General features: G+C 43.0%; 29 protein-coding genes. 15 read left to right on the forward strand and 14 right to left on the reverse strand.

Annotated features, from left to right (window positions below; all coding sequences use genetic code 11):
• Positions 1-147: 147 nt before the first annotated feature.
• Positions 148-951 (forward strand): polysaccharide deacetylase family protein, encoded by an 804-nt coding sequence (locus tag ACFQZS_RS15150; RefSeq protein WP_377101719.1) that lies wholly within the window; start codon positions 148-150, stop codon positions 949-951.
• 45 nt (positions 952-996) lie between these two features.
• Here ACFQZS_RS15150 and ACFQZS_RS15155 read toward each other — a convergent pair whose 3' ends face one another.
• Complete coding sequence (locus tag ACFQZS_RS15155) at positions 997-3,318, reverse strand: S41 family peptidase (RefSeq protein ID WP_377101721.1); 2,322 nt, start codon at positions 3,316-3,318, stop codon at positions 997-999.
• Positions 3,319-3,717: 399 nt separating this feature from the next.
• Here ACFQZS_RS15155 and ACFQZS_RS15160 point away from each other — a divergent pair, with 399 nt between their 5' ends.
• Together ACFQZS_RS15160 and uxuA are read left to right on the forward strand one after the other, a co-directional pair.
• Positions 3,718-4,470, forward strand: coding sequence for an SDR family NAD(P)-dependent oxidoreductase (locus ACFQZS_RS15160; RefSeq protein ID WP_377101723.1), 753 nt, complete (start codon positions 3,718-3,720; stop codon positions 4,468-4,470).
• A 15-nt stretch (positions 4,471-4,485) separates the two neighbouring features.
• Entirely contained in the window at positions 4,486-5,676 is a 1,191-nt protein-coding gene (gene uxuA, locus ACFQZS_RS15165; protein WP_377101725.1) for a mannonate dehydratase, read from the forward strand.
• Between the two features lie 58 nt (positions 5,677-5,734).
• On the opposite strand, the gene ACFQZS_RS15170 is transcribed toward uxuA, so the two are convergent.
• Positions 5,735-6,634 carry a hypothetical protein gene (locus tag ACFQZS_RS15170; protein WP_377101727.1) on the reverse strand — a complete coding sequence of 300 codons (900 nt, stop codon included), beginning with the start codon at positions 6,632-6,634 and terminating at the stop codon, positions 5,735-5,737.
• Between the two features lie 322 nt (positions 6,635-6,956).
• On the opposite strand from ACFQZS_RS15170, the gene ACFQZS_RS15175 reads away from it, so the two are divergent.
• The 6 genes from ACFQZS_RS15175 to ACFQZS_RS15200 are packed head-to-tail and all read left to right on the forward strand — an operon-like array spanning position 6,957 to position 11,105.
• A complete protein-coding gene (locus ACFQZS_RS15175) occupies positions 6,957-7,676 on the forward strand; it encodes an SDR family oxidoreductase (protein ID WP_377101729.1) in 720 nt (239 codons plus the stop codon).
• A 3-nt stretch (positions 7,677-7,679) separates the two neighbouring features.
• Positions 7,680-8,258, forward strand: coding sequence for a hypothetical protein (locus ACFQZS_RS15180; RefSeq protein ID WP_377101731.1), 579 nt, complete (start codon positions 7,680-7,682; stop codon positions 8,256-8,258).
• A gap of 6 nt (positions 8,259-8,264) precedes the next feature.
• Positions 8,265-8,546, forward strand: a complete 282-nt coding sequence (locus ACFQZS_RS15185) for an acyl carrier protein (protein ID WP_377101733.1) — start codon at positions 8,265-8,267, stop codon at positions 8,544-8,546.
• Entirely contained in the window at positions 8,546-9,898 is a 1,353-nt protein-coding gene (locus ACFQZS_RS15190) for a beta-ketoacyl-[acyl-carrier-protein] synthase family protein (RefSeq protein ID WP_377101734.1), read from the forward strand. The genes ACFQZS_RS15185 and ACFQZS_RS15190 overlap by 1 nt, the downstream gene beginning before the upstream one ends.
• Before the next feature lie 6 nt (positions 9,899-9,904).
• Positions 9,905-10,726 carry an enoyl-ACP reductase FabI gene (locus tag ACFQZS_RS15195; protein WP_377101735.1) on the forward strand — a complete coding sequence of 274 codons (822 nt, stop codon included), beginning with the start codon at positions 9,905-9,907 and terminating at the stop codon, positions 10,724-10,726.
• A complete protein-coding gene (locus ACFQZS_RS15200) occupies positions 10,707-11,105 on the forward strand; it encodes a holo-ACP synthase (protein WP_377101738.1) in 399 nt (132 codons plus the stop codon). Before ACFQZS_RS15195 ends, ACFQZS_RS15200 begins: the two co-directional genes overlap by 20 nt.
• 84 nt (positions 11,106-11,189) lie before the next feature.
• Here the strand turns inward: ACFQZS_RS15200 and ACFQZS_RS15205 are convergent, their stop codons facing one another.
• The 4 genes from ACFQZS_RS15205 to ACFQZS_RS15220 form a co-directional block, all read right to left on the reverse strand.
• Positions 11,190-11,618 (reverse strand): endonuclease domain-containing protein, encoded by a 429-nt coding sequence (locus ACFQZS_RS15205; protein ID WP_377101741.1) that lies wholly within the window; start codon positions 11,616-11,618, stop codon positions 11,190-11,192.
• Between the two features lie 167 nt (positions 11,619-11,785).
• Positions 11,786-12,844 carry an AAA family ATPase gene (locus ACFQZS_RS15210; protein WP_377101744.1) on the reverse strand — a complete coding sequence of 353 codons (1,059 nt, stop codon included), beginning with the start codon at positions 12,842-12,844 and terminating at the stop codon, positions 11,786-11,788.
• Between the two features lie 128 nt (positions 12,845-12,972).
• Positions 12,973-13,683: a methyltransferase domain-containing protein gene (locus ACFQZS_RS15215; RefSeq protein ID WP_377101746.1), complete on the reverse strand. Its 711-nt coding sequence runs from the start codon at positions 13,681-13,683 to the stop codon at positions 12,973-12,975.
• 18 nt (positions 13,684-13,701) lie between these two features.
• Positions 13,702-14,484, reverse strand: a complete 783-nt coding sequence (locus ACFQZS_RS15220; protein ID WP_377101749.1) for an alpha/beta fold hydrolase — start codon at positions 14,482-14,484, stop codon at positions 13,702-13,704.
• Between the two features lie 108 nt (positions 14,485-14,592).
• Between ACFQZS_RS15220 and ACFQZS_RS15225 the strand changes: the two genes are divergently transcribed.
• Positions 14,593-15,657, forward strand: a complete 1,065-nt coding sequence (locus tag ACFQZS_RS15225; protein WP_377101751.1) for an NADH:flavin oxidoreductase/NADH oxidase — start codon at positions 14,593-14,595, stop codon at positions 15,655-15,657.
• 143 nt (positions 15,658-15,800) lie between these two features.
• Here the strand turns inward: ACFQZS_RS15225 and ACFQZS_RS15230 are convergent, their stop codons facing one another.
• Positions 15,801-17,690: an SPFH domain-containing protein gene (locus ACFQZS_RS15230; RefSeq protein WP_377101753.1), complete on the reverse strand. Its 1,890-nt coding sequence runs from the start codon at positions 17,688-17,690 to the stop codon at positions 15,801-15,803.
• A gap of 214 nt (positions 17,691-17,904) precedes the next feature.
• Between ACFQZS_RS15230 and ACFQZS_RS15235 the strand changes: the two genes are divergently transcribed.
• The 3 genes from ACFQZS_RS15235 to ACFQZS_RS15245 are packed head-to-tail and all read left to right on the forward strand — an operon-like array spanning position 17,905 to position 19,012.
• A complete protein-coding gene (locus ACFQZS_RS15235) occupies positions 17,905-18,063 on the forward strand; it encodes a hypothetical protein (protein WP_377101754.1) in 159 nt (52 codons plus the stop codon).
• Between the two features lie 31 nt (positions 18,064-18,094).
• Positions 18,095-18,556 carry a nuclear transport factor 2 family protein gene (locus ACFQZS_RS15240; protein WP_377101756.1) on the forward strand — a complete coding sequence of 154 codons (462 nt, stop codon included), beginning with the start codon at positions 18,095-18,097 and terminating at the stop codon, positions 18,554-18,556.
• 51 nt (positions 18,557-18,607) lie between these two features.
• Entirely contained in the window at positions 18,608-19,012 is a 405-nt protein-coding gene (locus ACFQZS_RS15245; RefSeq protein ID WP_377101758.1) for a hypothetical protein, read from the forward strand.
• 93 nt (positions 19,013-19,105) lie between these two features.
• Here the strand turns inward: ACFQZS_RS15245 and ACFQZS_RS15250 are convergent, their stop codons facing one another.
• From ACFQZS_RS15250 to ACFQZS_RS15260, 3 genes are all read right to left on the reverse strand, one after another.
• A complete protein-coding gene (locus ACFQZS_RS15250; protein ID WP_377101760.1) occupies positions 19,106-19,720 on the reverse strand; it encodes an RDD family protein in 615 nt (204 codons plus the stop codon).
• A 61-nt stretch (positions 19,721-19,781) separates the two neighbouring features.
• Entirely contained in the window at positions 19,782-20,114 is a 333-nt protein-coding gene (locus ACFQZS_RS15255) for a DUF5615 family PIN-like protein (protein ID WP_377101761.1), read from the reverse strand.
• Positions 20,115-20,116: 2 nt separating this feature from the next.
• Positions 20,117-20,344 (reverse strand): DUF433 domain-containing protein, encoded by a 228-nt coding sequence (locus ACFQZS_RS15260; protein WP_377101763.1) that lies wholly within the window; start codon positions 20,342-20,344, stop codon positions 20,117-20,119.
• Positions 20,345-20,419: 75 nt separating this feature from the next.
• Here ACFQZS_RS15260 and ACFQZS_RS15265 point away from each other — a divergent pair, with 75 nt between their 5' ends.
• Positions 20,420-20,881, forward strand: coding sequence for a nuclear transport factor 2 family protein (locus ACFQZS_RS15265; RefSeq protein ID WP_377101765.1), 462 nt, complete (start codon positions 20,420-20,422; stop codon positions 20,879-20,881).
• On the opposite strand, the gene ACFQZS_RS15270 is transcribed toward ACFQZS_RS15265, so the two are convergent.
• Positions 20,882-21,697: a class I SAM-dependent methyltransferase gene (locus tag ACFQZS_RS15270; RefSeq protein ID WP_377101767.1), complete on the reverse strand. Its 816-nt coding sequence runs from the start codon at positions 21,695-21,697 to the stop codon at positions 20,882-20,884.
• A gap of 46 nt (positions 21,698-21,743) precedes the next feature.
• Between ACFQZS_RS15270 and ACFQZS_RS15275 the strand changes: the two genes are divergently transcribed.
• Positions 21,744-22,709, forward strand: a complete 966-nt coding sequence (locus tag ACFQZS_RS15275; protein ID WP_377101769.1) for a nucleotide-diphospho-sugar transferase — start codon at positions 21,744-21,746, stop codon at positions 22,707-22,709.
• On the opposite strand, the gene ACFQZS_RS15280 is transcribed toward ACFQZS_RS15275, so the two are convergent.
• The 3 genes from ACFQZS_RS15280 to ACFQZS_RS15290 form a co-directional block, all read right to left on the reverse strand.
• Entirely contained in the window at positions 22,706-23,770 is a 1,065-nt protein-coding gene (locus ACFQZS_RS15280; RefSeq protein WP_377101771.1) for an acyltransferase, read from the reverse strand. The two genes, ACFQZS_RS15275 and ACFQZS_RS15280, sit on opposite strands and share 4 nt — an antisense overlap.
• A 91-nt stretch (positions 23,771-23,861) precedes the next feature.
• Complete coding sequence (locus ACFQZS_RS15285; protein WP_377101774.1) at positions 23,862-25,031, reverse strand: glycosyltransferase; 1,170 nt, start codon at positions 25,029-25,031, stop codon at positions 23,862-23,864.
• The gene (locus ACFQZS_RS15290; RefSeq protein WP_377101775.1) at positions 25,028-25,909 is read right to left on the reverse strand and encodes a glycosyltransferase family 2 protein; all 882 of its coding nucleotides are present in this window, start codon (positions 25,907-25,909) and stop codon (positions 25,028-25,030) included. The genes ACFQZS_RS15285 and ACFQZS_RS15290 overlap by 4 nt, the downstream gene beginning before the upstream one ends.
• Positions 25,910-25,995: the final 86 nt, after the last annotated feature.

Here is a 25,995-nt window from a genome sequence, read left to right on the forward strand (position 1 = left end):
ATATTAATCTTTTTGTTTCAAAATCTAAATTTTACAGAATTAATGAGTAGGTTAAAGTTTCGCATTCGTTTGCGTTATTTATACAGCGGTGGCATGGTAAATAAATCCGGAACATCGTATTTTGTACCCACCATAAATCAATATTAAATGAGAATTATAAAAGTTATTGCGTCAGCCGCGTTTATGCTGATGACAGCAACCACCTTTGCGCAAGACACTAAAATTTGGAACAATAAACAATGCGCCGTAGTGCTTACCTATGATGATGCAATTGACATAGATATTGACAACGTGGCACCGGCCTTAGATTCGTTAAACCTGAAAGGAACTTTTTACCTGATAGGCTCATCCCCTGTTATAGAAAAGCGACTGCCCGAGTGGCGTAAAATAGCCGCCAATGGGCATGAGCTGGGTAACCATGGCCTGTTCCACCCCTGCGACGGTAGCCAGCCGGGGCGTTCATTTGTAAAGCCCGATCATGACCTGAGCAAATATACTGTTGTGCGTGCCGTTGACGAGATACGTGTTTACAATACCTTTTTAAAAGCTATTGATGGTAAAGATAAACGCACCTACGCCTACCCCTGCGGCGACCTTACTATAAACGGAGCGCCGTTTTATAAAGACCTTGAAAAAGACTTTGCGGGCGCGCGGGGCGTAACCGGCGGACTTAAAACAGCAGGAGACGTTAACCTGGCTGATATTAACAGTTACATGATAAGCAATCAATCTGGTGATGAACTAATAGAACTGGTAAAGAAAGCCCAGCAATCGCATACGCTCATCGTATTCCTTTTTCATGGCGTAGGCGGCGGGCACAGCATTAATGTTAGTCTGGATGCCCACAGCAAACTTTTACATTACCTTAAAAACAACGAAAAAGATATTTGGGTTGCGCCAATGGTTGATGTGGCGGAACGGGTAGCGGCTTATCAGAAGAAAGCAAAATGATCTGTCATTCTGAACGCAGCGAAGAATGACAGGGTCGTATCGTTACTATTCAATTACCCGGTTAGCTATTTCTATCGCCTTCTCCAAAAATTCGTCTCTTCCTTCGCGTATGCCTTTAATGGTTTTGGCAATATACACATCCGGCTTTGTACCAACACCCTGGTGCGGTGAAAGATCTAATTGCGTTATTTTCACTCCCGAAAACATTATTTGGTAGCCGCCCGATAAGGATAATGTTTTTACGTCGCCATTTGTTCCGGCAGTAGGTTGGCCAACAATGGTGGCCAGTTTGTAATGCGCTATAATACTGATATAACTTTCTGCCCAGCTGTAGGCGGTAGCATCAACCAGGAAAATTATCTTAGCATTTAAATGGGGTTTTGCAGGTACCAGGTCAAATCCCTCGGTAAAATATCCGGATATGTTTTCCTGGTCGGGGTAAATTATGTGAGCTGTCTGCGCCCAATGTGCGGCAGTGTCTTTTTTTGTTAGCAGATATTCAATAAAATGATTGGTAGTCCAGTTATCAAACATCGCGTTTCGCAAGTCGCAGATGATAGCTTTGCTTTTCTTCAGTTGGGGTAATAGCTTATTAATGGTTTTACCGCTCACAGTAGCAATGTTAAGGTAGATAATATTGGTATCTATCTGTTTAACACTATCGCCCTCGCTCTGCGCTTTATTATTATCCCCATTAGTTAGCTTCCTGATAAGCGATACCTGAGCCGGCATGTTATCATGGTTTAAATAAGATAATTGTAACGAGGTTCCTTTGCCACCCAGCAGGGTCTCGGTTTGCGCCCTATCTGTCAGTCCTCCGGGGGTTGCGGCAGAGATAAATTGCTCTATATTTTCAAAATAAGCTTTGGGGGTCTGGTTGTCAATAGCAGTTATAATATCGCCTTTTGTTATTGGCAGGGACTTGTCAAGCACCTTGGTAACTACCAATTTATTTTCTATCCATTCCCAGTTAATAGCAGGTAAATAAGCATTCTGATCTTTGCCCCAAAACACCCTAGTATGTTCGTCTTTAAGCTTGGCTGTAAATTTTCTCAGCGTCTTTAAAAAGTCATTCCCGTCCTTATCGTCAAGTGCATTAGCAAAGGCATCGCGCAGATCATGCGTCCAATCTGTTTTCGCAACATCAAAATAAGGGAAAAAGTGTTGAAATACATTCCACGTTATCACCAGGTTGGCAAGGCGTGTAGTTAAACTATCGGCAGTTTTTACCTGTGAAGACACAGCGTTTAAATCGCTTTTTAATTCATCAAACTTAGCGGCGTCGGGTATGGGATAAGTATTATTTGAGGTTCCGTAAAGTGCTATCGGCATAATTATCTTTAAGCCACCGCCAATGTTTTTGGTAATATACTCGCCAACTTTGGGGTAAGCCTTAAAAGAATTGGTGTGGTTCTGAACTTTTTGTTTTGAAGCCTGCTTGCTTTTAATAACCAGCCATTTTTCCCTGGCATTGTTGGGGTCTTCTGTTATGTAGGCCCTATAATATGTATTCGGTTTTCCAGGCGACATCCCGCGTAAAACAACGCTACTTTTTAGGCCCGTGGTGTCTGCATTAAAATCATTCTTATATATATTTTTCCATGTGTTCCCTTCTTGTACATCAACGCTCAGGTTGTCTATCCATAACTCACCGCTGCCCGATAGCATAGATCCAAACCCTATGTGCATACCAGTTGAATCTACTTCGCCTCGAATTTCGAAGTCGGTCAAATCGCTTGTTGTCAAAAGGTTATCAGCTGTATTTTTAAAAAAGCCCCCGGTTTTATCAGCAAGATCAACATTTGCATAAAAAAGGGCGAAGCCACTGCCGCCTACCAATTTAGCCCGGACTTTTACAACAAACTTTTTGTTTCTGTAAGCAACTGCATCTACCCAATTAGGCGCAGAGACCCTATTTTCGCTGTATTCAGCTAAATAAATGGGCCGGTTGGTGCGTGCGCTTCTGAAAGGGTCCTCCTCATAATTTAAAGCTCGTGTTTGGCCGCCCACATGTTGCCAAGCTATGGTTTTATAACCATTAAGTGACGGTGGAATAATTGATTGTTTATTAAAAACAATGTTCTCATTACTGTCAACCAGTTGCAGTGTGGGTGCAATTGGGTCAAACAGCTGATGTAAGGTATGTTTCAATGCTTCCTTATTGGCGCAGCCAGCAACCTTTTCGGCCCCGTAGATAGCAAAATTATCCCAGTTGATAGATGCAGCTTCATCGCCTGGGTAAAAGTATTTTACATAGCCGTATAGTTTGGCAAAGGCTGTCTCGTTGGCTATTATCTGTTGCCTGCTTTGTGCATTGGATAAAACGAAAGCAAATACAAAAACGAGAGATAAGACGGCTTTTTTCATTTAGCGTTAGGAGAAAGGAATAAGCAATCTTACAACTAATGATATCAGCTATAAAATAATTAACAAATTTTAACATCGGCGCGGACGACGGCAGTCGGTCAATCATTTAAACTGATAGCGGACAAATCACCTTAAACAAAAATAGCGATGTGTAAAACCCATCGCTATTCTTATTGGCGCTTTAGTATCTTGTTAAAAATCAACTACTTTGTACAACAACGCTGCATGTTATTGGTTTTATAGAATAATAAGGGAGTTTACAACTTATAGGATTGTCTATCAACTACATCGTGTTAGTATAAAAAGTCCTCCCATTTTTTATTAATGATTTAAAACCTCCATATATTGGCGGCGAATTTACACGAGAAGATAAATCGCATCTTCACAAACAAAAAATAAATGTCTTTATTAACAAATACTAAAGTAGCTGTTGTTACCGGGGGTGCTTCAGGGTTAGGGTTGGCAACCACAAAAAAGTTTGTTGCACAAAATATTAAAACTATAATAGTTGGCCGCAACGAAGCTAACCTTAAACAAACCGCTGATGAATTAGGCGGGCTTTGCAGCTATAAAGTTTGCGATCTGAGTGATCTGGCAGCCATACCCGCGCTGATAAAAGAAATTGAAGCCGAATTTGGCACCATTGACATATTAGTTAACAACGCGGGTATCAACCTGAAAAAGAAATTTGAAGAAGTTAGCGATGAGGAGTTTCAACGCATTGTTCAAACTAACGTAAATTCTGTTTTCACTATAAGTCGCGAAGTGGTTAAACTGATGTTAGAGAAAGGCACAGGCAGTATTGTCAACATCAGCTCAATGGCCGCCCAATACGGCATTCCTTATGTAATTGCTTATACCGCAGCAAAAACCGCGATAGATGGTATGACAAAGGCTATGGCTGTTGAGCTGTCGCCAAAAGGCATCCGCGTAAATTGCGTAGCACCGGGTTTTATAAAGACCGCCATGAGCGCCAAAGCGTTGGATAGCGACCCTGAACGTAAGAACAAGGTACTGTCGCGCACCCCAATGGGTTATTTAGGAGTACCCGAGGATGTAGCTGAAGCTGTTTACTTCCTTGCATCTGATTCGGCTAAATACGTAACAGGTGCAATATTGCCCGTTGATGGCGGAAACTCCATCGGCTTTTAATTTTGATTTAATACTATGATACCAAATTTAGAACAAACCTTTCGCTGGTTCGGCCCTAATGATGATGTAACATTAAAGGCCATCAGCCAAACCGGAGCTACAGGCGTAGTTACTGCCCTGCACCACATACAGCCGGGTGAAGTATGGAGCCCTGAAGAGATAAAAAAACGCAAGGATATTATTGAAGCGGCAGGCCTTACGTGGTCTGTTGTGGAGAGCGTTAATATTCACGAAAGCATTAAAATTGCAGGCCCCGACCGAGACAGGGCGATAAAGAATTATATAGAAACGTTGCATAATCTGGCAGCGCAAGGCATTTATATTGTTTGCTATAACTTTATGCCGGTGCTGGATTGGACACGTACCAATCTGGATTTCAGGTTGGGGAACGATGCTTCGGCACTGCGTTACGAGGCAAGAGCCTTACATGCGTTTGATCTGTACATTTTGCAGCGCCCCGAAGCTTTTGACGAGTTTACCCCTGAGCAGCAAAAAGCGGCCAAAGAATATCTGGATAGCCTGAGCGAAGAAGAAAAAACATTGCTTACCAACACCGTTATGGCGGGCTTGCCCGGTACTACTGATGTTTTTACTATCCAGGAATTTAAAGAGCATCTTAAAAAATACGAAAAAATAGACGCGGCTACCCTTAAGGCAAACCTTGCCTATTTTTTACAGGCCATTATGCCCGATTGCGAAAAGCTGGGTATAAAAATGTGCATCCACCCGGACGATCCGCCGTTTGCTATTTTAGGCTTACCGCGTGTAGTTTCTACAGAGGCCGACCTGAAATTTTTGGTCGATGCCGCGCCATCGCCAAGCAATGGCATTACGTTCTGCACCGGATCGTTAGGTGCCCGTGGCGACAATGACCTACCGGGCATTGTTGAGCGCTTGGGTCAGCATTTTCACTTTATACACCTGCGCAATGTTAGGCGCGAGGCTGATGGTAGTTTTTATGAAGACCACCATTTGGAAGGTACCACAGATATGTATGCCGTTATGAAAGCCTTGATATTAGAACAAAAGAAACGTACCGAAGCGGGCAGAACGGATATCGCTATCCCTATGCGCCCGGACCATGGTCATAAAATACTGGATGATTACCGTTACAATACTTACCCGGGTTATTCTGTAGCCGGACGTATGAAGGGCTTAGCCGAACTGCGTGGTTTGGAAATGGGTATAAAGCGGACGATATTATAATTAAACCTCCGATTGACAAAATAAAAAGCCTTCCTGTTAAACAGGAAGGCTTTTTACTTTAATTGGCTGGCAAAAGTCCTGTACTGCTGCCGCTGTCTTCCTCCCAACCCGTTATTGACTCCTTCTTCGTTTTGTTGATAAAAGTGCCAGACCAAGGGTTAAAAACATACACATCGTATTTATCGACAACAGTTGATCGGCCCCTAGGACGGATACTGCTTATCGAGCCGGTTTTTATAGTAACATATATTCTAAAATGCCCGCTATAAATAGTGTTTGATGATTCATTTTCCCAAGTCAGAAAAGCGTTCGCTTTATTTTTTGAAGTTTCTTTCAAACCCATCAGCTTTGCTGTAGTTATTGCTTTTTGCAAAGTAAGCGCAAAAGATTTACTAGTTTTAGTAGATAGTTTTTCCAAACCTTTAACGTCTTCCCCCTTTACAAATTTTCCATCTTTGTCAATATGTAGTTCAATCATCTCAAAATAGGTTTTGCCATCGAACTTTATGGCATAACGCATCAAAAATTCTTTAGGTTTTAGTTCAAGGCTGTCCGTCCAATTGCCTGACAATGTTCCATTGTATATAAAAGAACCACCAATATCCCAAATAATATGCTTTTTGAAAAACTCATCGCCATAAACATGTTTAATCAAGGCATCAGCCTTTGATTTGATATTCAACTGGTAATCATAGAACGGATAGGCTGTTTTATTGAAAAAAGTAATTTTCCCGATAGCATAATTTATTTCCCGTTTTAACTTTCCATTTGGAAAAAATTCGCGCCAAACTCCATAGCTACCATTATTTAAAAAAGCACCGGTTTCTCTAACTTTTTTTGAGTCGTAGTAATAATCGGTATAATAACTTTTGTTTTGTTTGTTAAGATTATTAAAAACCCTGATAGAATTTAGAGACTGATAATATTTTGTTTCAATTGTTGACGAATCTGTTTTCACTATGCGATTAGCTTGTGCAAATACGGCAGTTGAATTTACCAGCAAGAGTAGAATAAATAACCTGTTTAACATCAATTCGGATAAGTTAGATCTGGAAATAAAGTTAACCTTTTAAATTACACTTGTTCAGTTTACCCAAAGGCTTATTTATCTATGTTTTCTGTTTTTGACAACATTAAGGCCAAAATATTGTTGTAAAGCCGTTAACCTGTAAAACATGGCATTAGTATTAAAATAATCGCTCAAAAAGTATTTATCTTTAAAACCATATTAGCTTGGCAGTTTTAACCCTGCTATGCTGATCAATTCAACCACAACAACATTGAAGAAAAAGGTACTTATCACCGGGGCAAGCAGAGGACTTGGTTTGGCTATTTCAAAAATATTGGCCAATGATTATCACCTCATCCTGCACGCCACCACCCCCGAAAGTTTTACTGAAACGATACCCGGCAGTGATATTTTATGTGCCGATCTGTCTGATGCCGAACAGCTAACTGAATTTTGCAAGCAGCTTAAAAAGCAGCATGGCAGCGATTTATATGGTGTTATTAATAACGCCGGTGTAACCTTTGATACATCTATCATTTATCAGCAGGAAAAAAATATAGATGCCATGCTAAACATTAACCTGCGGGCGCCTATAATGATCTGCAAAACCGTTATGAAGTTGTTCAGCGTGAATGGCGGCGGGGTTATTATCAATATGAGCTCTGTTGTTGGCGAAAGCGGCAACGCTTTTCAGGCGGTTTATGCGGCCACAAAGGCCGGGTTGGTTGCTTTCTCCAAGTCGCTGGCGCAAGAGGCGGCGGCATTTGGCGAGGATCATAACATACGTGTGCTATGTGTATCGCCGGGCTTTATTGATACAGATATGACGGCCAACATCCCTGCCGAAATGAAGGAAAAATATTTAAATATGATACCTGCAAAACGACTGGGAAAACCGGATGATGTTGCGCAAACCATTTGTTTCCTGCTATCAGAAAAAGCATCGTACATTAACGGAACCAACATACATATTAACGGAGGTTTATTTTAATTCATGGCCGGTACTAAGAACATCACTTATCACGAAACGCTTGTGGGCGATCAGCCTAAACACTGGTTACTGCATGGCCCTACCAAGCGCCTGGTTGATGCTTATCATTACCATTCGCCAAAAGTTGGCGTAGTGGCCAGTTACACACCTAAAGCGCGCGACGTTAAAGATCATTTCGGCATATTCAGAGGTGTTGATCAGTTGGAATCTTTCGTGCAGGCCAGCATAGCATCGTGCGGCACGTACTCGCAATGTAAAAAGCAAAACTGCAAACCCGAAGATCTGAGGGATGATTTTGTACCCGTATTCACCAATATTGGTAGTGTTACTTACCATAATTACTTGCAAAAGGGTGAAACATTTATTAACATTGGTATCATCAAGTTTTACAAGTTCAGGCAGATGATCTGTGATGGCCGGATCTACAGGGTACCGTCCGGATTGGACCTTGACGCGTATTTTAAAAACTTTACCGACGAGCGCCTGTTGGGCTATGATCTGCCAAAAGATTTTAAACTGATAGCCGAACTGTTTGACATAACCGGCGTTGCCATAAAAAAGGAAATTTTTAACTCGCTATAACACAGCATGGAAAACTATACTCAGGAAGATAGACAACAAATATTGAATGAACTAATAGAGGTATTAAAGACCGTTAGGACGATTGACCCTGCCAGATTGGAAGGCGTTACAGAAGAAACCGATTTCCTGACAGATATGAATGCACCCAGTACCGAACTGATAAACATAGCTGTAAAGGTGGAGCAAAAGTTTGACGTTGAGTTTGAAGACGACGACATAGATCGTTTAGGTTCAAAAGTAAAGGATGTAATCGATCTGATCATATTAGCTAAAGAAAGAAGCAAATAATGCCTGTACAGGGGAGAAAAGTGGCCGTAGTGGGCATGAGTATTGTAGCACCCACCTGCAAAAATCTGGACGATTTTAGCAGCAAGCTGTTTGCAGGCGAGAGCATGATACGCCTTTGGGACAAAGCGGCGGCTTATGGTAAGCAAGTACGCTCGACCGTGGCAGGCTTTGTAAACCCGGAGGATACAGACCTTGAGCCAATTTACGGCGGTGTTTCTGCTGAATATCCTGAAACGTATATTGACAACAAAGGCCGCATACCCGATATTAACCTGGCCACTGCCGATCTGGGCAGTATCTGGGCCATGATAGGTGCCAAAGAAAGCATTGAAATGGCCGGCTGGACACCAGCTGAAGTACAATCAGAAGGTACGGGTGTAGTAATAGGTTCTGGTGGCGGCGGTAATGAGATATCAAGAATTGCGTGGCATGGCTTTTTTAAGGAAGGCAAAAAAACACGCTATGCAGGCTCGCACACGGTTGACCGCGCAATGGGCTACCGCGAGGCAGCCAATGTGTCCTGCTTTATAAAAAACCGTGGCGCTTGTGAAGCCATAGTTTCAGCCTGCGCTACAGGCCTGGGTAATATTGGCTATGCTTATCGCTTAATAAAATTCGGTCTTCAAGACAGGGCGATAACCGGCGGCATAGAGGGTACCGCTTTAGAAACCTTTATAGGTTTTGATGCGATGCAGGTTTTGAGTAAAGGGTTTAGTCCGGAGCAAAGCTCGCGCCCTTTTGATCTGCACCGCAACGGGTTTGTATGCTCCTTTGGCAGTGGTGTTATTGCTTTGGAAGAATACGAAATGGCCAAAGCACGCGGGGCCAAAATTTATGGGGTTATTGATGAGTACTTTAACAACTCCGACGGCGACGGCGACATGTTTGCTCCATCATTTGCAGGGCAGCAGCGTTTGTGGGCCGGCCTATCGGCAGGCGGAGCGCGTATAAAACCCGATGTGGTAAAAGTGCATGGCACCTCTACCCCGGTTGGCGACATTATTGAATTACTAAGCGTTGCCGAAGTTTTGGGCGAGAGCGGTTATCATGTATCGGCTCCAAAATCGCAGTTTGGGCATATGCTGGGTGCGGCGGGGTCAGTTGAGTTTATTGCTGCATTGCAGATGCTGGATAAACAGAAAGTATCGCCTTGCGTTAATTCAGACACCTTAAATACAGAGCTTGAGTTCTTCCAGTTAAAAGATAACTGGAAAGGCCCCATGAAACCGGTTGCCGAATACAGGCACCTGATACCGCAACAGGCGGTTGAAAAAGAAATTAACCAGATAGTTTGCTTAAACTACGGCTTTGGCGGCACTAACAGCGCCCTGGCCGTATCAAGAGACGTTTAAAGCATTATGATAGACAACCAGGGTAAAGTAGCGGTAATATTTGGCGTACGTAACGAAGCATCTATTGCCTGGGATGTGGCTTTAAAGCTGCACCGCTCGGGCTGTAAGGTGGCGCTTAGCTACATGGCCGATACCAAAGCCGAGGTGCTGCATATGATGCAACAAAACGGCATGGACCCGCAATATGCTGCCGAGGTTGACGTACGTGATGAGGAGCAGATAACCGCGTTTATAAAAGGCGTGCATGATGGGCTTGGGCAGATGAATTATATTTTGCATGGGGTTGCTTTTGGCAGCCAGAGCGTGATGTGCTACACCATACCCGGTATTGACGAACCCGCGCCCGAATACATTAATATTCCTTTTGAGGATTTTATGGATGCGTTCAACATCAGTGCCTATTCTCTGCTCAGGATAGCTCGGGTAGCCGAGCAATTCTGCACAGATGATGCATCTATCCTAACCCTTACCTACAATGCCTCGCAAAGGGTATTTCCGCCGTATGCGGGCATGGCCATTTGCAAGGCGGCGTTAGAGAATATAATGATCTACCTGGCCAGCTATTTCAGAACCAGGAAGATCCGCGTTAACGCTATATCTGCCGGCCTGGTTATGACCACCTCTGCAGGGGGTATAAACGGCGTACGTACTTTACGCAAAATAGGCAAGTTTACTGCGCCGTTAGGCAATATTACGGCAAGCGATGTAGGCGATGCCTCTCTTTACTACTTCTCTGATCTTTCAAAAAGGGTTACAGGCAATATTCATTTTGTTGATGGTGGTTTTAACGTTATGGGGATTGGCGTAGATGGAGACAAAACTAACTGAGACCCTTGAAGGCTTAACCGCGCAACAATTTGCCGTAGGCAACGACCTGGTTTTTGTACCTGGTTTTGAACCCTCCCTCACCCCCGGCTTTAAAAACAAAGTTTACACCGAACAGGAAATAGCCTGGTGCGACCAGTTTGCCGATTCGCTGCTGCGCTACGCCTCCACCTGGGCCGCCAAAGAAGCCGTTTATAAAGCTGTTAAACAGTTAGATAAAACTACAGCCGGCTGGAAAAAGATCGAGATCATTCGTGAGAAGATTGGGGGCAGGCCGCATGTTATTTTGCACCAGCCGCAGCTTTCTGCCATTAACGTAAGTTTGAGTATTACGCATGATGGGGATTATGCCTGGGCGGTGGCGATAGCGAAGGTGAAGTAAATTAGTGGAGTTTGGCCGTTAAACTCCCTCCCCTGGGAGGGGTGGGAAAGCCTGCGCGTAATAGCGGGGAGGGGTTTAGTCAGATTACCAATCAACCAAAGACTTATCAAAATTAAGCGGAAGTTTCACATCAGGTTGGGTTTTCAATATGGCTACTATTGCCCCCTCAATAGCCCTTAACACATTAAGCATATCCGTCTTAGTCTCGGCCTCAGTAAATCTGATAACAGTTACTCCCAAATATTCAAGTCTTTTCTGTCTCTTTTCATCTTTCGCATGCACTTCTTCCCAAGTATGATAAATGCCATCAACCTCAATCACCAACATAAGGTCTTTACAAAAAAAATCAACTATATACTCGTCGATACAACGTTGTCGGTCAAAATCAAAACCCCACAGCTTATCATCCTTCAATTCATTCCAAAGCAACACTTCGCCAAACGTCATGTCTTTACGCAGTTTTCGCGCAAGTTGTTTAAGTTTAGGGTTATATGGGATGATTTTTCTGAGCATTAACTTTTCTTCTAAAATACAGATTTTTCCTATAGCTCTTTTAACCCCTCCCTACACCCTCCCAAGGGAGGGAATCGCACTGGGCCATCGCTTTTTAACCTCTTAAACTTTAGACTAACTTGGCGAAATGGTTGGATGCAATTGTATTTAGACACTAATGTTCATTCTTACTTATACCTCTTCACCGTCGCCACACTAATCTTCAAATTATCCGCTACCTGCCTGTTACTAAGACCCTGCTGGCTGAGCTCTGCAATTCGTCCTTTCGTTTCTTCGCTTAGTGCTGTACCTGGTCGTTGTAAATGATTATGTTCAGTATCATATCCTATAAACTCCAAATTTAAAAAGCTTAATTCCTGCTTAATTTGAAACAGACAAACGTTACTGGCACCGTAATCATTAGCTGTATTGCGTTGTTTTATCTGCTTTAAATAACGCAAGCCCGGCTGTGTACAACTTTGGCCTAAGGCAAACGCACTATCTGCAAAATTGATGAGCATTTTACTGCCTTGCAGGTCATTAACCGTAATAGGCTGATAAATATTCCGCTTCGGCGTATACGCCAGCACCAGCACACTCAACTTGTATTTTGATTTTAAGGCTTTTAATTTGTTCATAAGCGGCAATGCGCCTGTGGAGTTACCTGTTTGGCTGCCAATACAGGTAATGTTATCAATTATTAACACCTGCGCTTTGGTGCTTTTGATGGCGCTCTCAATATTATCCTGTACATAATCATCATAGCGCTCGTACAAAATAGGGTTGCTGCCCGCGGGATTAAATTCAGCGCGTATAAAATGTTCGCCAAAGTGGTGCAAGCCATACTCCCGGTGCGTATACCTTGCCCTGAACTGAGCGGTAGTCAGTTCAAAATCAATGTACAATACTTTAAGTGGCTCATCAACCTGGCAGCCAAAAGGCTCCATCATGCTTTGCTTGGCAAGTCCACACCCTATTTGCACCGCTAAAACAGACTTGCCTAAATTAGTATCAGCAAATAAAATACAAAGTTCGTGCTCGTGCCAAAGGCTACCCATAAGTTTGCGGGCAATAGGCTTCCCATAATCATCAGCTAACCATTTGTCGGCAGTCTTAATTTTGAACAAGTCGTTATCGGGGTTACGTCTAAGCTGTGTTCGCATAGAGTTTTGCATACGTTGGCGGTGAGTGGTCGCCTGCACTTCTGCGCGTATTTCTTCAATAAAAGGTGGGCGGGCAAAGGTCATATCTTTAAATTAAATACAATAATAAAGATATTTCTTTATAAATACAAATAAAATAAAGATTTTTACTAAATAATGCAAGTGGTTCACGCAGGCTCACGGGGCTCACGGCGGCTCACCCGGCTCTGAGCCTATCTCTTAACCGCCCTGATGCTCATAAATGCCGGAAACTCGCTTAACTCTTTAAAATGTTTTGGGTCCAGCAGCTCAAACTCTTTTGTTGGTTTCGGCTCAACTAACTTGTCTATATAAAAACCATTGTCGGTTAGTGGCGCTATGCATTCGTGTAAAGGTCTCCTGAAACTATTAACTTCAACCGGCCGCCCAAAACCTTTCCAGGTACATTTCACATTTTCAACATCAAAGTATTTTTTTGATTTAAAAAAAGTGTATTCATAAAACGGATGTTCTATTGAAATAACAAGTGTTCCGTTGGGTTTTAAAACCCGGTGAAACTCTTTGATGGTGAGCGCCCAATCTTCAACGTAATGTAATGCCAGCGCGCAAAGCACAATATCGCACGAGCCGGTAGCTATGGCGTCAATGTTACAAGAAAGGTCGTGAACAAAAAAATGGCCCTTATTACCGTTTCTTATGTTTGCCAGTTCAACCATTTTGGGGCTAATGTCAAATCCGGTTACTGTTGCTCCTTTTTCTATCAATATCTCCGCGTATTTTCCGGGTCCGCAGGCCGCGTCCAGAATTGTCTTTCCGCTAACATCGGGCAGCAAAGCCAGCGTGTTGGGGCGATCGTAATACGCGTTATGGGGCTTATGGTCGATAAGGCTGTTATACGTTTCGGCCATTTCTTCATAAGCGGCTCTAATTTTTTCTTTGATCACTTGCTTGTAGTTAGATATCTACCCTTTCAAAAACTCCCCTATCAAAATAGCCGTTGCCTGTGGCGCTTTGTTACCATCATCCGGCGAACCCAGCTCCCCAAAAAACTGCCCGTGTACGCCCGGCAGCACAATCAACTGCGCACCATTGATCAAGCGCGACATGGCGATGGTATGTTCTATAGTTATCACGTCTTTATCAGCAACCATAAACAACGCGGGGGCCTTTATGGCGCTTATGGCCTCGTCGGCAATATCAGTGAAGTTGATCATACGTTGCTTGTCTTTGTTGAACATGTTGAGCAAACCGGCGGGGTTGGGCGTTACTTTTAAATAAGCATCTTTTAAAGGCTGGGGCATACTGTCAAAGGTGGCCGTCTGCATAAAATCAAAAAAGCCATTGATAAAGCCATCGCGTTTGTAAGCGCCAGCCATTACCACTATTTTATTAACCAGCTGCGGGTGGCGTATGGCCAGTTGCAGCGTGGTTGTGCCGCCATTACTAAAGCCTACGATATCTGCCTTGTTTATATTAAGATGTTTCAACAAGCCTGCAACATCGTCGGCATCCTGCATAAAAGTTTCCGGCGCGTCGCGGTCGGTAGTGCGGCCGTGGGCCTGTAATTCTACCGCTACAATTTTATGGCATGTAGCTAATAAGGGCAATAGCACACCAAACGATGTTTGGATGGTTGAGCCTCCGCCATGGATTAAAACCACCGGTATTTCTCCTTCGCCATGTATTTCGTAATACAAGCTGATGCCGTTTATCGGCGCGTGGGCTGATGTTTTTAATGTAGTCATTTTGTGGAGCAGTTTAATTCAAATGTAAAAAATCCCCACGTTAGTTGAGTTTTACAAAACCATGTAAAATGCAAAAGGTTATTTAGTCATCTTCGTTAAAAAAAGACAATGGCGCACCTTTTCTCTCCTATAAAAATAAAAAATATTGAATTTAAGAATCGCTTAGTGGTATCGCCCATGTGCCAGTACAGCGCCGAAGATGGCTTTGCCAACAACTGGCACCTTGTGCATCTGGGCAGCCGGGCGGTTGGTGGCGCAGCGCTGATCATCACCGAGGCTACCGCCGTTTCGCCCGAGGGTAGAATAAGTTATGCTGATCTGGGTATTTATAAAGATGAACATATTGCTAAGCTGAAGGAAATAACCGATTTTATTCATCAAAATGGTTCGATAGCGGGTATCCAACTGGCGCACGCGGGCAGAAAGGCCAGTCACGAGGTGCCCTGGAAAGGTAACGCGCAAATAAAGTCAGACCAGCCTAACGGCTGGAAAACTTACAGCGCCAGCGCTGTTCCATTAGGCGAAGGTGAACAGGCCCCGATTGAACTGGATAAAGCAGGTATTGAAAAAATTAAGGCTGATTTTAAAGCAGCGGCTATCCGCGCTTTGCAATCCGGTTTTAAGGTAATAGAGATCCACGCAGCGCATGGCTATTTGCTGCACCAGTTTTACTCGCCACTAAGCAATAAACGCATTGATGAGTATGGGGGCAGTTTTGAGAACCGTATCCGCTTGTTGCTGGAGGTTATTGCAACCGTGCAGGAAGTGTGGCCTGCCGAAAATCCATTATTTGTACGCCTCTCTGCAACCGAATGGACCGAAGGTGGTTGGACCATAGGCGACTCGGTACAGCTTGCCAAAATTTTAAAAGACAAAGGGGTTGATTTTATAGACAGCTCATCAGGAGGTAATGTAAAGGCGCAGATACCTTTAAAACCGGGCTACCAGGTGGAATTTGCCCAAGCCATCCGCAAAACGGGTATATTAACAGGAGCCGTAGGACTTATAACCACTCCTACCCAGGCCGACGAAATAATAAAAACCGGCGAAGCCGACATGGTAATAATGGCGCGCGAAATGCTGCGTGATCCATACTTCCCGCTGCATGCAGCACGTGAGTTGGGGCATGATGTGAAGTGGCCGGATCAATACGAAAGGGCGAAGTTAGTCTGAACTATGATTTATAGGATTAGTAGATTTTAGGATGCCCTATATAATTTTAATCTTATAATCCACTAATCCTACAAATCATGGTTCAGACAACAAAAAAGCGCCCTTTACGGGGCGCTCTGCGTGATATAGATTAGGTAGGAGCCTTATTTATTTTGTTTATTATCTGCCGCTGTTAATGCGGTTTCCTGCTGAATTTTCTTCAGCATTTCGCTGCCTATCAGGGCATCTAGCAATCCGTTACCTTGCCCGTTTGCGCCGCTCACCAAAATCTCCGGCACCAGCTTAATATGGTTAGCGGCCAGTGTTTCCGCTACGCGCACAATGGCATATTGCTCAGAACCCATGGCATCAGTTTTTTGCTTGGTCACTTCAGCTTCGGCCAAACCAACTGCTTTGATCTTACCTGCTTCGGCGGCACCGTTAAGACGGGTGGTGTTGGCATCGGCAGTGGCATTGACTGTTTTAACCTCTGCGTCGGCCCTGGCGTTAATGGTCTTCACTTCGGCATCCGCTTTAGCGTTAATGGTTTTTGACTCGGCCTCGCCATGTGCGGCGGCCACTTTTGATGCTGCTAATTGCGTATTGATCTCCACCTGACGGGTTGATTTTACCACCTCGGGCTGCATATCGGCACCGGCTTTGGCGCTTTCAAATTCCTGGCGTTCCAGTTGGGCATTGCATTGTATCTCGTAGGTGATCTTTTCCTGCTCCGCCAGTTTACGGTCGGTTAAGGTTTTCATCAGCGCTTCAGGTGGCACAATGTCGCCTATCAGGGTATCAACACCAATAACATTATAGTCTGCCAGCACTTTGCTAATGTGTTGCTTTGCTTCATCCTGTCTTTGTATCCGGTTAGCCAAAAATTCAATCACATCACTTTTTTGTGTCGAGTTACGGAAATAGTTGGCAATGGTAGGCTCCAGCACCTGCGATACCAGGTTAAGCGTATTACCAAATCGCGCTATCACCTTTGGCGCTTCGTTACGCGGTATGTGTATGATCTGTGATACATCAAGATTGAACGTAAACCCATCATGCGACCGCACTTTGATGGTGCACAGGTTTTTATCCAACTCGTGCGCCTCGGTACGGCTGTTGGCCCAGTTTAAAACAATATTGGTGGTGGGCACAATCTCTACCGCGTGGGTGTGAATGTTAATAGGGTGTTTACCCGGGTCAAGCGGTTCGTCCCAAACACCTTTTTCGTGCTTTTTAACTATAAAGCCGTGCTTAAAGCTATCGCCGCTGGTATCTGTACCCTCTGGGCCTACGAAGGAGTTTACCACACCTACATAGCCAATAGGAATATAGACCATATCTACCTGTTCAACCGTTACAAACCAGGGGTTAAGGTAGTACGTACCTGCCAGTATAACATCCTCCTGCAAGCCCTTCATACCACCGGCGTTGATGAATGCTATAGGGTCCTGGTAGTTTTTGTGGCCGGTTACCGGCATACCGGCAATTTCGCCTTTACCCAGTGGTTCGCCATCGCGGGTAGTTACAACGCCTACTTTGTTCTCGTGTATCTGCGTTGTGGGTACCATCTCCACCTCAAACAGAAAGTTATTTATACGGTAGCTTCCCGGCGTTAAAAACGCGGCCTGCGGACCTTTTTGCCCCTTATTATCAAGGAAAGCTATAGCATCCTGAAACTTGTCGCAATCAACCGGTTTGCCCAGTACGCGGCCAATATCCAGCGGGGCACCATCCTTTGCCTTTACCAAGCCAAGCTTATTCTGCTCAATAATAGTGAACGGTGCCATAGTAATGGCGTACTGCCAGGGCCACATGCGCCAATACAAACCCGGCGCCAGGGTTTTTGCCTGCATACCTGCCTCGCCATGAATGGCAACTATACGGCCATCAGGCAGCCGGTTATTGCTTGACAGGGTATACTTTTTAACAACCAAACCAATGCGGTCATCAGGAACGATAACCATACCACAGAAAACGCGGAGTACAAATTTGTACATCACCAACAATGCTACGACGGGTGCTACCCACCATAACTGGAGAACTAATTGATTCATTACTTTATTTGATTTTTTTTATTACCGGAACCCTTAAGATGCGGGCCCTCACAATAACTTATAGCTTTTATTGAGACCTTAGTTATAAGTGTTTATTTGACACTTATAAATTTAGGTTGTTACAAAAACTTCGGTATTTTTTTAAAGAACATATCCACGCCTGATTTGTAGATAACATTAAAGCCACATGCCGTTAACCTAAAATTATTATGCTATGAAAACCACCGAAAAAGACACCAGGCAACCCGTTAAAAAAAGTGAAGGGAATAAAACCGCAGCCAAAGAGCTGAAAACCGATTTCCCGATGAGCGAAAAAGATGAAGTAAAGCAGGCCGAACGTAACACGCAAAAGCAACAAAACAAAGACAGATAATTTGTTACTTTAGTCTGAATTTAATTTTATAATGAAAAAATCAGGGCTAATATTGTTGCTTGTTTTATGGTTCTGTTCGCTTAACACGTTTTCTCAAATACCGGATGGCAAGCAGCTTTATAACGACATTGTGCGAATGGACAGCATTTATTTTGATGCCTATAACCACTGTGATATAGATAAACAGGCCACTATTTTTGCGGATATCCTTGAGTTTTACCATGACAACAGCGGCCTTGAAACATCCAAGACTAAACTGTTAGCAGCAATAAAAGAAAACATCTGCGGTAAAGTAACGCGTGTGCTGGTGCCCGGTAGTATTGAAGTATATCCCCTGCCCGGCTACGGAGCAGTAGAGATAGCGCTGCACCAATTCAGGAACAAGGCCGAGGGCGACCAATTATCTAAACCGGATAAGTTTGTGGTGGTAAGGCGATATCAAAATAAGAAATGGCAGATTACGCGTGTAATTAGCCTGCACGTGAAGGGCTAACCGTTACATTTAAGCCCAAAACAAAAGCATATAATTTGCTACTTTAGCCTGATGAAACCTATCAGTTTAAAAAATTACAGCTTAATTTTATTGAGCATTTTACTATTTAGCGGCTGTGACCACGCTGTTAAAACAACAGATCTTTATGGCAAATGGAACTATATTAAAATAGAAAATCCGGGCCAAACTACGCCCGGTGTGTCTGATATTCAGCTTAAGCAGGAATCTCCGTATATCGAATTCACCAAAGCAGATAGCCTGCGCATGTTTTGGGGAGGCAAACTACTTTCGCACGGTACTTTTACGGTTGATGGCACCAACATTCAATACAAAGAAATTTTGGCCGATGGCAGTACCCGCAGCTTTCCTTTTTTTATTTCAGACTTTAAAGACGGTAAGATGGTGTTTGAAACTCTGGGGGCAGATGCATCAAGGGTGACGGTGGTAAAGGAGTAGATTATGAGTTGTAAGCTGTAGGTGTCGGTTTTAAAACGTTAATAGCTATATCCCTAATGACCATTGACTAATGACCATTGACCAAGACTATAACTAATCCAACCTGTCTTTTATAACTAATGTACCCGCTATAATATCATGCAGCCCCTGCTGCTTTTTGTTAAAAAAGATATATACATAGCCAACGCACAAAGTAAGCATTGAAAATATTTTGGCCAGATTTCTGCCAGCTGAATGTCTGAAAGTAAGGCGGTTTCCCTCCATATCGCACACCCGTATTTTAATTAGCTGTTTGCCATAAGTGCCCTGTTTGGGGCCACTCTCCATAATTATGTGGTATATAAGATTTGCCAGTGGTATAACTACCATGAGCCCGGCTACCGACATCAATATACGGATAAGCTGGCTTTTGATGAGCATTTCTGTAACAAATATAGTTGTGGCGCATACCGTTGATACCAGGATCAGATCAATTGCCGACGCGGTTAAACGCTGGTCAAAACTGCCATAGTATTGTATAAGCAGGGCGGCTTTACTAAAACCAAAAAGCTCCCTGAGCTCAACAATTTCATGCGCCTCTTTATAATCAACCATAGCATCGGTTTTAACAAAGTCGGTTGGCTTTATTTTGTGCTCCCGCAATTGGTCAATTGTAAAGGGGCCTTCGGGTTTGCCGTTGATAACAAGGATGTAGGAGTTGACTGCCATTGTAAGCTAATGTAGTACAATTCTTTTAAAATTTGGCAGGTAAATAGTGTAGCTGCGAATGCTATAAGTAAAGTTCCAAAATACCAGTCTCCTTATCGGCTACAAAATCGGTTATTTTACTTTCATGCTTTTTAAGAATGCGAGCAATTTCATGAGTGGCCACGTTGCCTGTTCTAAGCCAAACTATTTTAGGTGGGAAAGAAAATAAATTTTGAAGTTCGGAAAAATCTTCATCAAAGGTGACAATTGTGTAATTATTTGATTTGGCAAACCGCCATATCATACTGTCAGACAGTCTTTCAAAAGGAGTTATTTCGTTTACGGGCAAAATATCCCAATCCGGAATAAGCTTTTTCAATCGCCATGAAATGTTTTCATCTGCAATAAGTCGCATGCCTACGCAACTTTTATAATTCGTTCTTTGTTAGCCGCATAAGATAAGCATGCTAATATTTTCTCCTCGTTAAGTTGAGGAAAATCGGCTATAATGGCTTCATGATTCATGCCTGACGCAAGCCATTGCAGAACATCGTAAACAGTGATACGAGTACCTTTTAAAACAGGTTTCCCAAACCGTATTTCCGGTATAACTTCTATATACTCCTTATAATCAACTTGCGGCATACACAAATTTACTTAAAAATATATAATGATATCACATATTAAAATAACTATTACTTATAAATTTATATTAGTATTATGAAAAAACTAACCTTCTTTACAGCGTTCATCCTTTACTGCAACATAAGCATGGCTCAGCAAACAGAGACAGCAGCCATAAAACAAACCATAACTAAAATGTTTGATGCCGTACGTAAAGGCGACAGTACGGCACTGCGGTCAACTTTTGCAAAAGGTGTGATATTGCATAGCATAGGTGAAGCAAAGGACGGCTCTGTAGCAATGACATTGGAAAGCCCGGAGGAATTTGTGAAAACTGTTGGCACTCCGCACAAAGGCATTTATGATGAGCGCATTGTTTTTGGCGATATAAAAGTGGATGGCAAATTAGCCAGTGTTTGGGCACCCTATAAGTTTTACGTCGATGATAAATTTAGCCACTGCGGCGTTGATGTTTTCCAATTAATGAAAACCTCTGCGGGATGGAAGATAATTTATATTGTAGATACGAGGCGCAAAGATGGCTGTGTGGTAATGTAATTACCCCTCGCCATTCAGTTTATCCTTAATAAACTGCCAGTCGGTCATCATTAAACTTTCGGGCTGGCCCAGTTTTTTCCCTGCTTTTCTTACATACTTTTTAGCTTTCTTTAATAAAAACCCGTCCTTAGCTGGGGCTAATGGGTTACTGCTAAAATTGGTTTGCGTAAACAGATGCAGAAATTTGCCGTCGGTATAAAAGTTATATCCCAATTGGTCGGCAATGGCTTTTAATGATGCCTGATTATAAAATGCTACATGCTGCCCGGTTTCGGTAGAGAAGTAATGCCAATCGTCTAATTTCTGCACATTTTCCGGCTGGAGTTCTGTACTGAAAAGCAGGTTGTACGAAAAGCCCAGCATGCGTTTAATATCTTCCAGCGGATTAGCCAGATGCTCAAAAACTTCAAAAGCGGTAACCATTTCAAACCGCTGGCCGGCGGATAACGTGTTCAGATCGAAATACTCGGCAAATATATTCTGGCAGTAAGGGTCTGTATGATAAAAATTGAAGCCTTTATCGCGCATTAAACGGGTAAATAAACCGTACCCGCCTGCATAATCTAAAAACCGGGCGCTTTTGTTAAATGACGAAAGCAGCAGGTCGCCTGTTCTTTCGGCTAACTGTAGGTTGCGGTACACCATACCCACGTCCAGTTTGGTTATGGCCGATGAATAAGCGTCTGCCAGCCAGTAAGGCTCTTCGGTTTGGATAAAGCCGGTATCCGCGCAGCGATAAAATTTAACGTCGTATTTATTGAGCACTTTGGCCGTAAACAGTAAGCTGGTGGCACCACCGGTTATTTTGCTTTGCATGGGCTAAATATGCAAAATTTAACTGCAAAATAAACATCTTTGCTGCATGAGTAAGAGCGCAGGGCACAAGTATCAAACTAAATCGGCTGTATTATTTATCGTTTTTAATCGTCCGGCAGAAACGGCGGCGGTATTAGAGAAGATACGTGAGGCCCGCCCGCCGCGCTTGTATATTGGCGCCGACGGCCCCCGTGCCAACAAACCCGGCGAAGAGGAACTATGCCGCCAAACCCGCGAGAACGCGCTTAAAGTAGATTGGGATTGCGAGGTAAAAACGCTTTTTAAAGACAGCAACGTAGGTTGTAAAATTGGCGAAGCATCTGCCATGCAATGGTTTTTTGACAATGAAGAAGAAGGAATTATTTTAGAGGATGATACGCTGCCCAGCAATAGCTTTTTTATGTTTTGCGATGAATTGCTTGAAAAATACAGGCATGATACCCGCATAAGAATTATAGCCGGGGCCAACTTTCAACATGGAAAAAAATGGGGAGATGGGACCTATTATTTCTCCAACCTGATACATGGCTGGGGCTGGGCCGGTTGGCGCAGAGTTTGGAACGAGTATGACATAAACCTCAATCAATACGATGAAAGTGATGTAAAGGAAAAGTTGGCCAACATCTTCAATGATCCGCTGGTAATTAACAGGTGGTACAATATATTCAACGGTGTTAAATCGGGAAAGCATAATACCTGGGATTATCAGTTTGCCTTTAGCAGCTTTTTTAACCACGGTTTGTGTATTATACCCAATTACAACCTGATAACGAATATTGGATTCGGCGAAAATGCCACGCACACCAAAAACGCTGATGATATGATGTCTGGCGTACCGCTGGAGGAAATAACCGAAATAATACACCCCAGATATATAGTACCCGAAAAGCAGGCCGACTTGTTTACAATGAATAACGAATTTCATTTAGCGGCAGAACGCAAAAACACTCCGTTCAAAAAGTTCAGGCGAAAGGTAAAAGCGTTATTTGGATTTGGACCCAAAGGCAGTTAATTGCCTACCAATACCCGTGCCCTGCCCCGGTTAAGCAATAGTACAATACCCAGCGTTAACAGGTAGGCTACTAAAAAAGTAGCTATTTTAAGTAATACAAAGGCTGTAGCGCCCATGGTATTAACATCAAAACTGAAGTGACCCAATATTTCGGGCATTAAAAATGATACGAGTATATAATGAATAAGGTAAATGCCATAAGTGGTTTGCCTTGGCTTTAAGTACGTTGTAAACGGAAAAGTTTTTATGCGCAACAGCAATACAAAAAACACCAAAGAGTAAAGCACATTGCTAAAACGAAGCGTATTTAAATAATCTGCACTAAAGTTGCTTAACTCATATGTTTCATAAACAGATAGCGAGAAAGTTAGCACAAAGGCGACAAAAATGGCCAGGTATGACAAGTTGCTAACCCACTTTTCTATTTGCTGCCAGTGTTTGCGCAACTGCGCGCCCATCCATAAAAAAAACACGAATCCTAAAATAGCTGTAGTATGGCTTGTTTGTATCCACTCAAAATGGATATTTACTGCATAGAAAACAGTAAAGCACAGCAAAATAATACCCATATAAATGGAGTACACATACCGCCTGAAAATCAATAAAATGCTTATACTTATTAAAAAATTAATTATGAACCAGTAGTTGGTATACAGGTAAACCGTTTCAATAGCATTAAGTATGTTTATCAGGGTAAAATCGCCGCGATGATAGATGCGTTCTTTAACAGCCATGTTGATTATCATAGCCAGCACGTATACTAACGACCAGAATATCCACGGCCCAAATGTGGTAGAGATACGCCTTTTAAGGTATTCGGCAGGCGTGTAATCGGTAAATTTTTCGCTTATTAAAAATCCCGCAAGCAGGAAGAACGCTATGGTGCCAAACTTTGCAAATTGGGTAAAGCCAATATAGGCCCAATAAAGATCAGTGCCTTTGGTAAAATTATAGCTGCCAATGCTGTGTTCAACCACAATAGCCATCATGGCAATACAGCGAATGGCATCAATAAAATCGTAATTTTTTTTTACAGGAGCGCCGTTGATCAGATTCTGCATAGATGTGCCGGCAAATATAACGATAAGTGAGGCAATAAGTTTACGGTGTTTAAGTTATTCCGGGCAGTTAATTGCTATAGTAGCGTCGCCGTTAAAAAACCTTATCCAGCTCGGTATAAACCGTTTCTGTGCTGAAACCATTACTAAAGGCCTGCTCAGCTAACCTGCTTTGCCGCTTGTAAAAATCATTGTCATTAAGTAACGCAACAATGTTGTGCGCAAATTGAGCGGAATCGTCAGTAACCAGGCAGCCGTTCAGGGTTTTGTTAGGTAATCCGTCAACCCCGCGTGTTGTGCATACTACGGGGAGCGCGTGGGCCAGGGCTTCTACTACTTTCACTTTAACGCCGGTACCTGTAAGCATAGGGCACAGCGATATTTTTGATTGCGTATATAAATTGTCCAGGTCATCAGCAAAAACTATCTGTTCCGCTTCCTCCCTATCGCCTAAAACTTTATTAATACCTCCAACCATGCAGATCCTGATATTTTTTGGCAATAAGGGATAAACTTCGTCAAAAAACCATTTGGCCGATCTCTCATTGTGCACGTTATTACTGGCTACGTAGATCAGGTCATATTTTTTTTCCGGGGGATTAGCAGACGGCGTTTTCGGCTCCATCATTAGCGGAACCAGGCGCACCTTAGTTTTGCAAAACTGACCAAACACATATTGCTCCTCGCCGGATATTGCCCAAACCTCGTTAAATTGATCAAGGCGTTTTATCTCATCCTGAAAGGTGATGCCGAGGTTAAAGCTTTTGCGGTATTTAAACTGCGCGGTAATAAAATCGTGCGTGTCAATTATTGTAGTTGCACCCTTTAATAACTCTTTATTGCCAACCAGTTCGGCATAGTAGATATAGCTTATCACGACATGATCATATTGATTTTTTTGCAGCAACTCCTCAAAAGCACGCTTAAGGGTTAGCGTCATAAAGGTTGGTATGTCCGACCGTAAAGGGAACGTAAACCAGTAATAGAACAGATCCCACAGTTTATATTTTAAAAAATAAAACAGCGCATTGCTTTTGCCCGGTTTGCGCGGCAGCAGGTAAACATTTTGTGCCAAAACGCTATCTTTTACAAAATCTATGGTTTGGTTGGTACAACCCCTATCCGGCCCTTCATACTGCAAACTGGCAAAATCAACCGCTATCTGCCGGTGTTTAAAATATTTAAGCAGCTCTAACGCGCGTGTTTTATTGCCCGCGTTTTGTACGGCTACATCATCCGGAAAGAAGTACAGTACCTTTTTCATTTCACTAATTTATAGTTTCTGTACTCGCTTATGCGCCAACCGGTTAAATCTTCTATTTTTTGCAATATGCGCCGTCTTAATGTTGCCTTTTTATGCAGTTGCTTCAAATCAATATCCAGTTTCCAGTTGGTAGCGGCAATGCGTTTTTGCATAACCGCGGGGTGCGTATCGGTAAAGTGGATCAGCCTGTCGGCATTTTTGTAATCAAACTCATAAGTTTCGGGCACGTGTTGCTCAATCCAGGCATCATCATGATAAAACTTGTTAAAACTGCGCAGCTTATGTTTTAATCCCGAAGGTGGTTTTACCCAACCATAATGGTATATATATGCGTCAATCAGCTTAACATTCAGTTTGCGGTTGTCATTCCACCTAAAGCCTTGCGCGTCCCGATACGAATGGATGCCTTTATTATTGCGAATGATGCGGATCTCGCGGCGGTACCAGCGGCGCGAATGACCGTAATAATCATATGAGCCGTAAAAATGGAGATATTTAAAAAGAAGGCCCTCAACTTTTAGGTTGTTAAGGTTATCCGCCATTTCGCGGCGTATCACATCATAATACTTTTCGTGTACACACTCATCACCCTGAATATAAAATGCCCAGTCAAAATCGGCCGCTATCGCGTCAAAAGCTTTATCGGTTTCCTGGGCAAAAACGGTTCCACCTTCGCGCAGGCTTTCGTCCCAAACGGTATTGATTATTTTAATTTTAGGCGATTTGATGCCTTTTACCAGGTCAGCTGTCTCATCATCACTGTTACCAAGTGCTACTATAAACGCATCGCAAAGCGGCAAAACCGAGGTTATGGCCTCTACAACAGGATAATCGTTTTTAACTGCATTGCGAATAAAAGTAAAACCGGCAACCTTCATTTATATTCTATATGGTTTACGTTAAATAAAGTACTTAATTTGTGTAGACATTATTTAACAGCAAGCACCAAATATACATTGTATGT

Origin of the sequence: Mucilaginibacter calamicampi, assembly GCF_042676765.1 — a bacterium.
GTDB classification, from domain to species: Bacteria; Bacteroidota; Bacteroidia; order Sphingobacteriales; family Sphingobacteriaceae; genus Mucilaginibacter; species Mucilaginibacter calamicampi.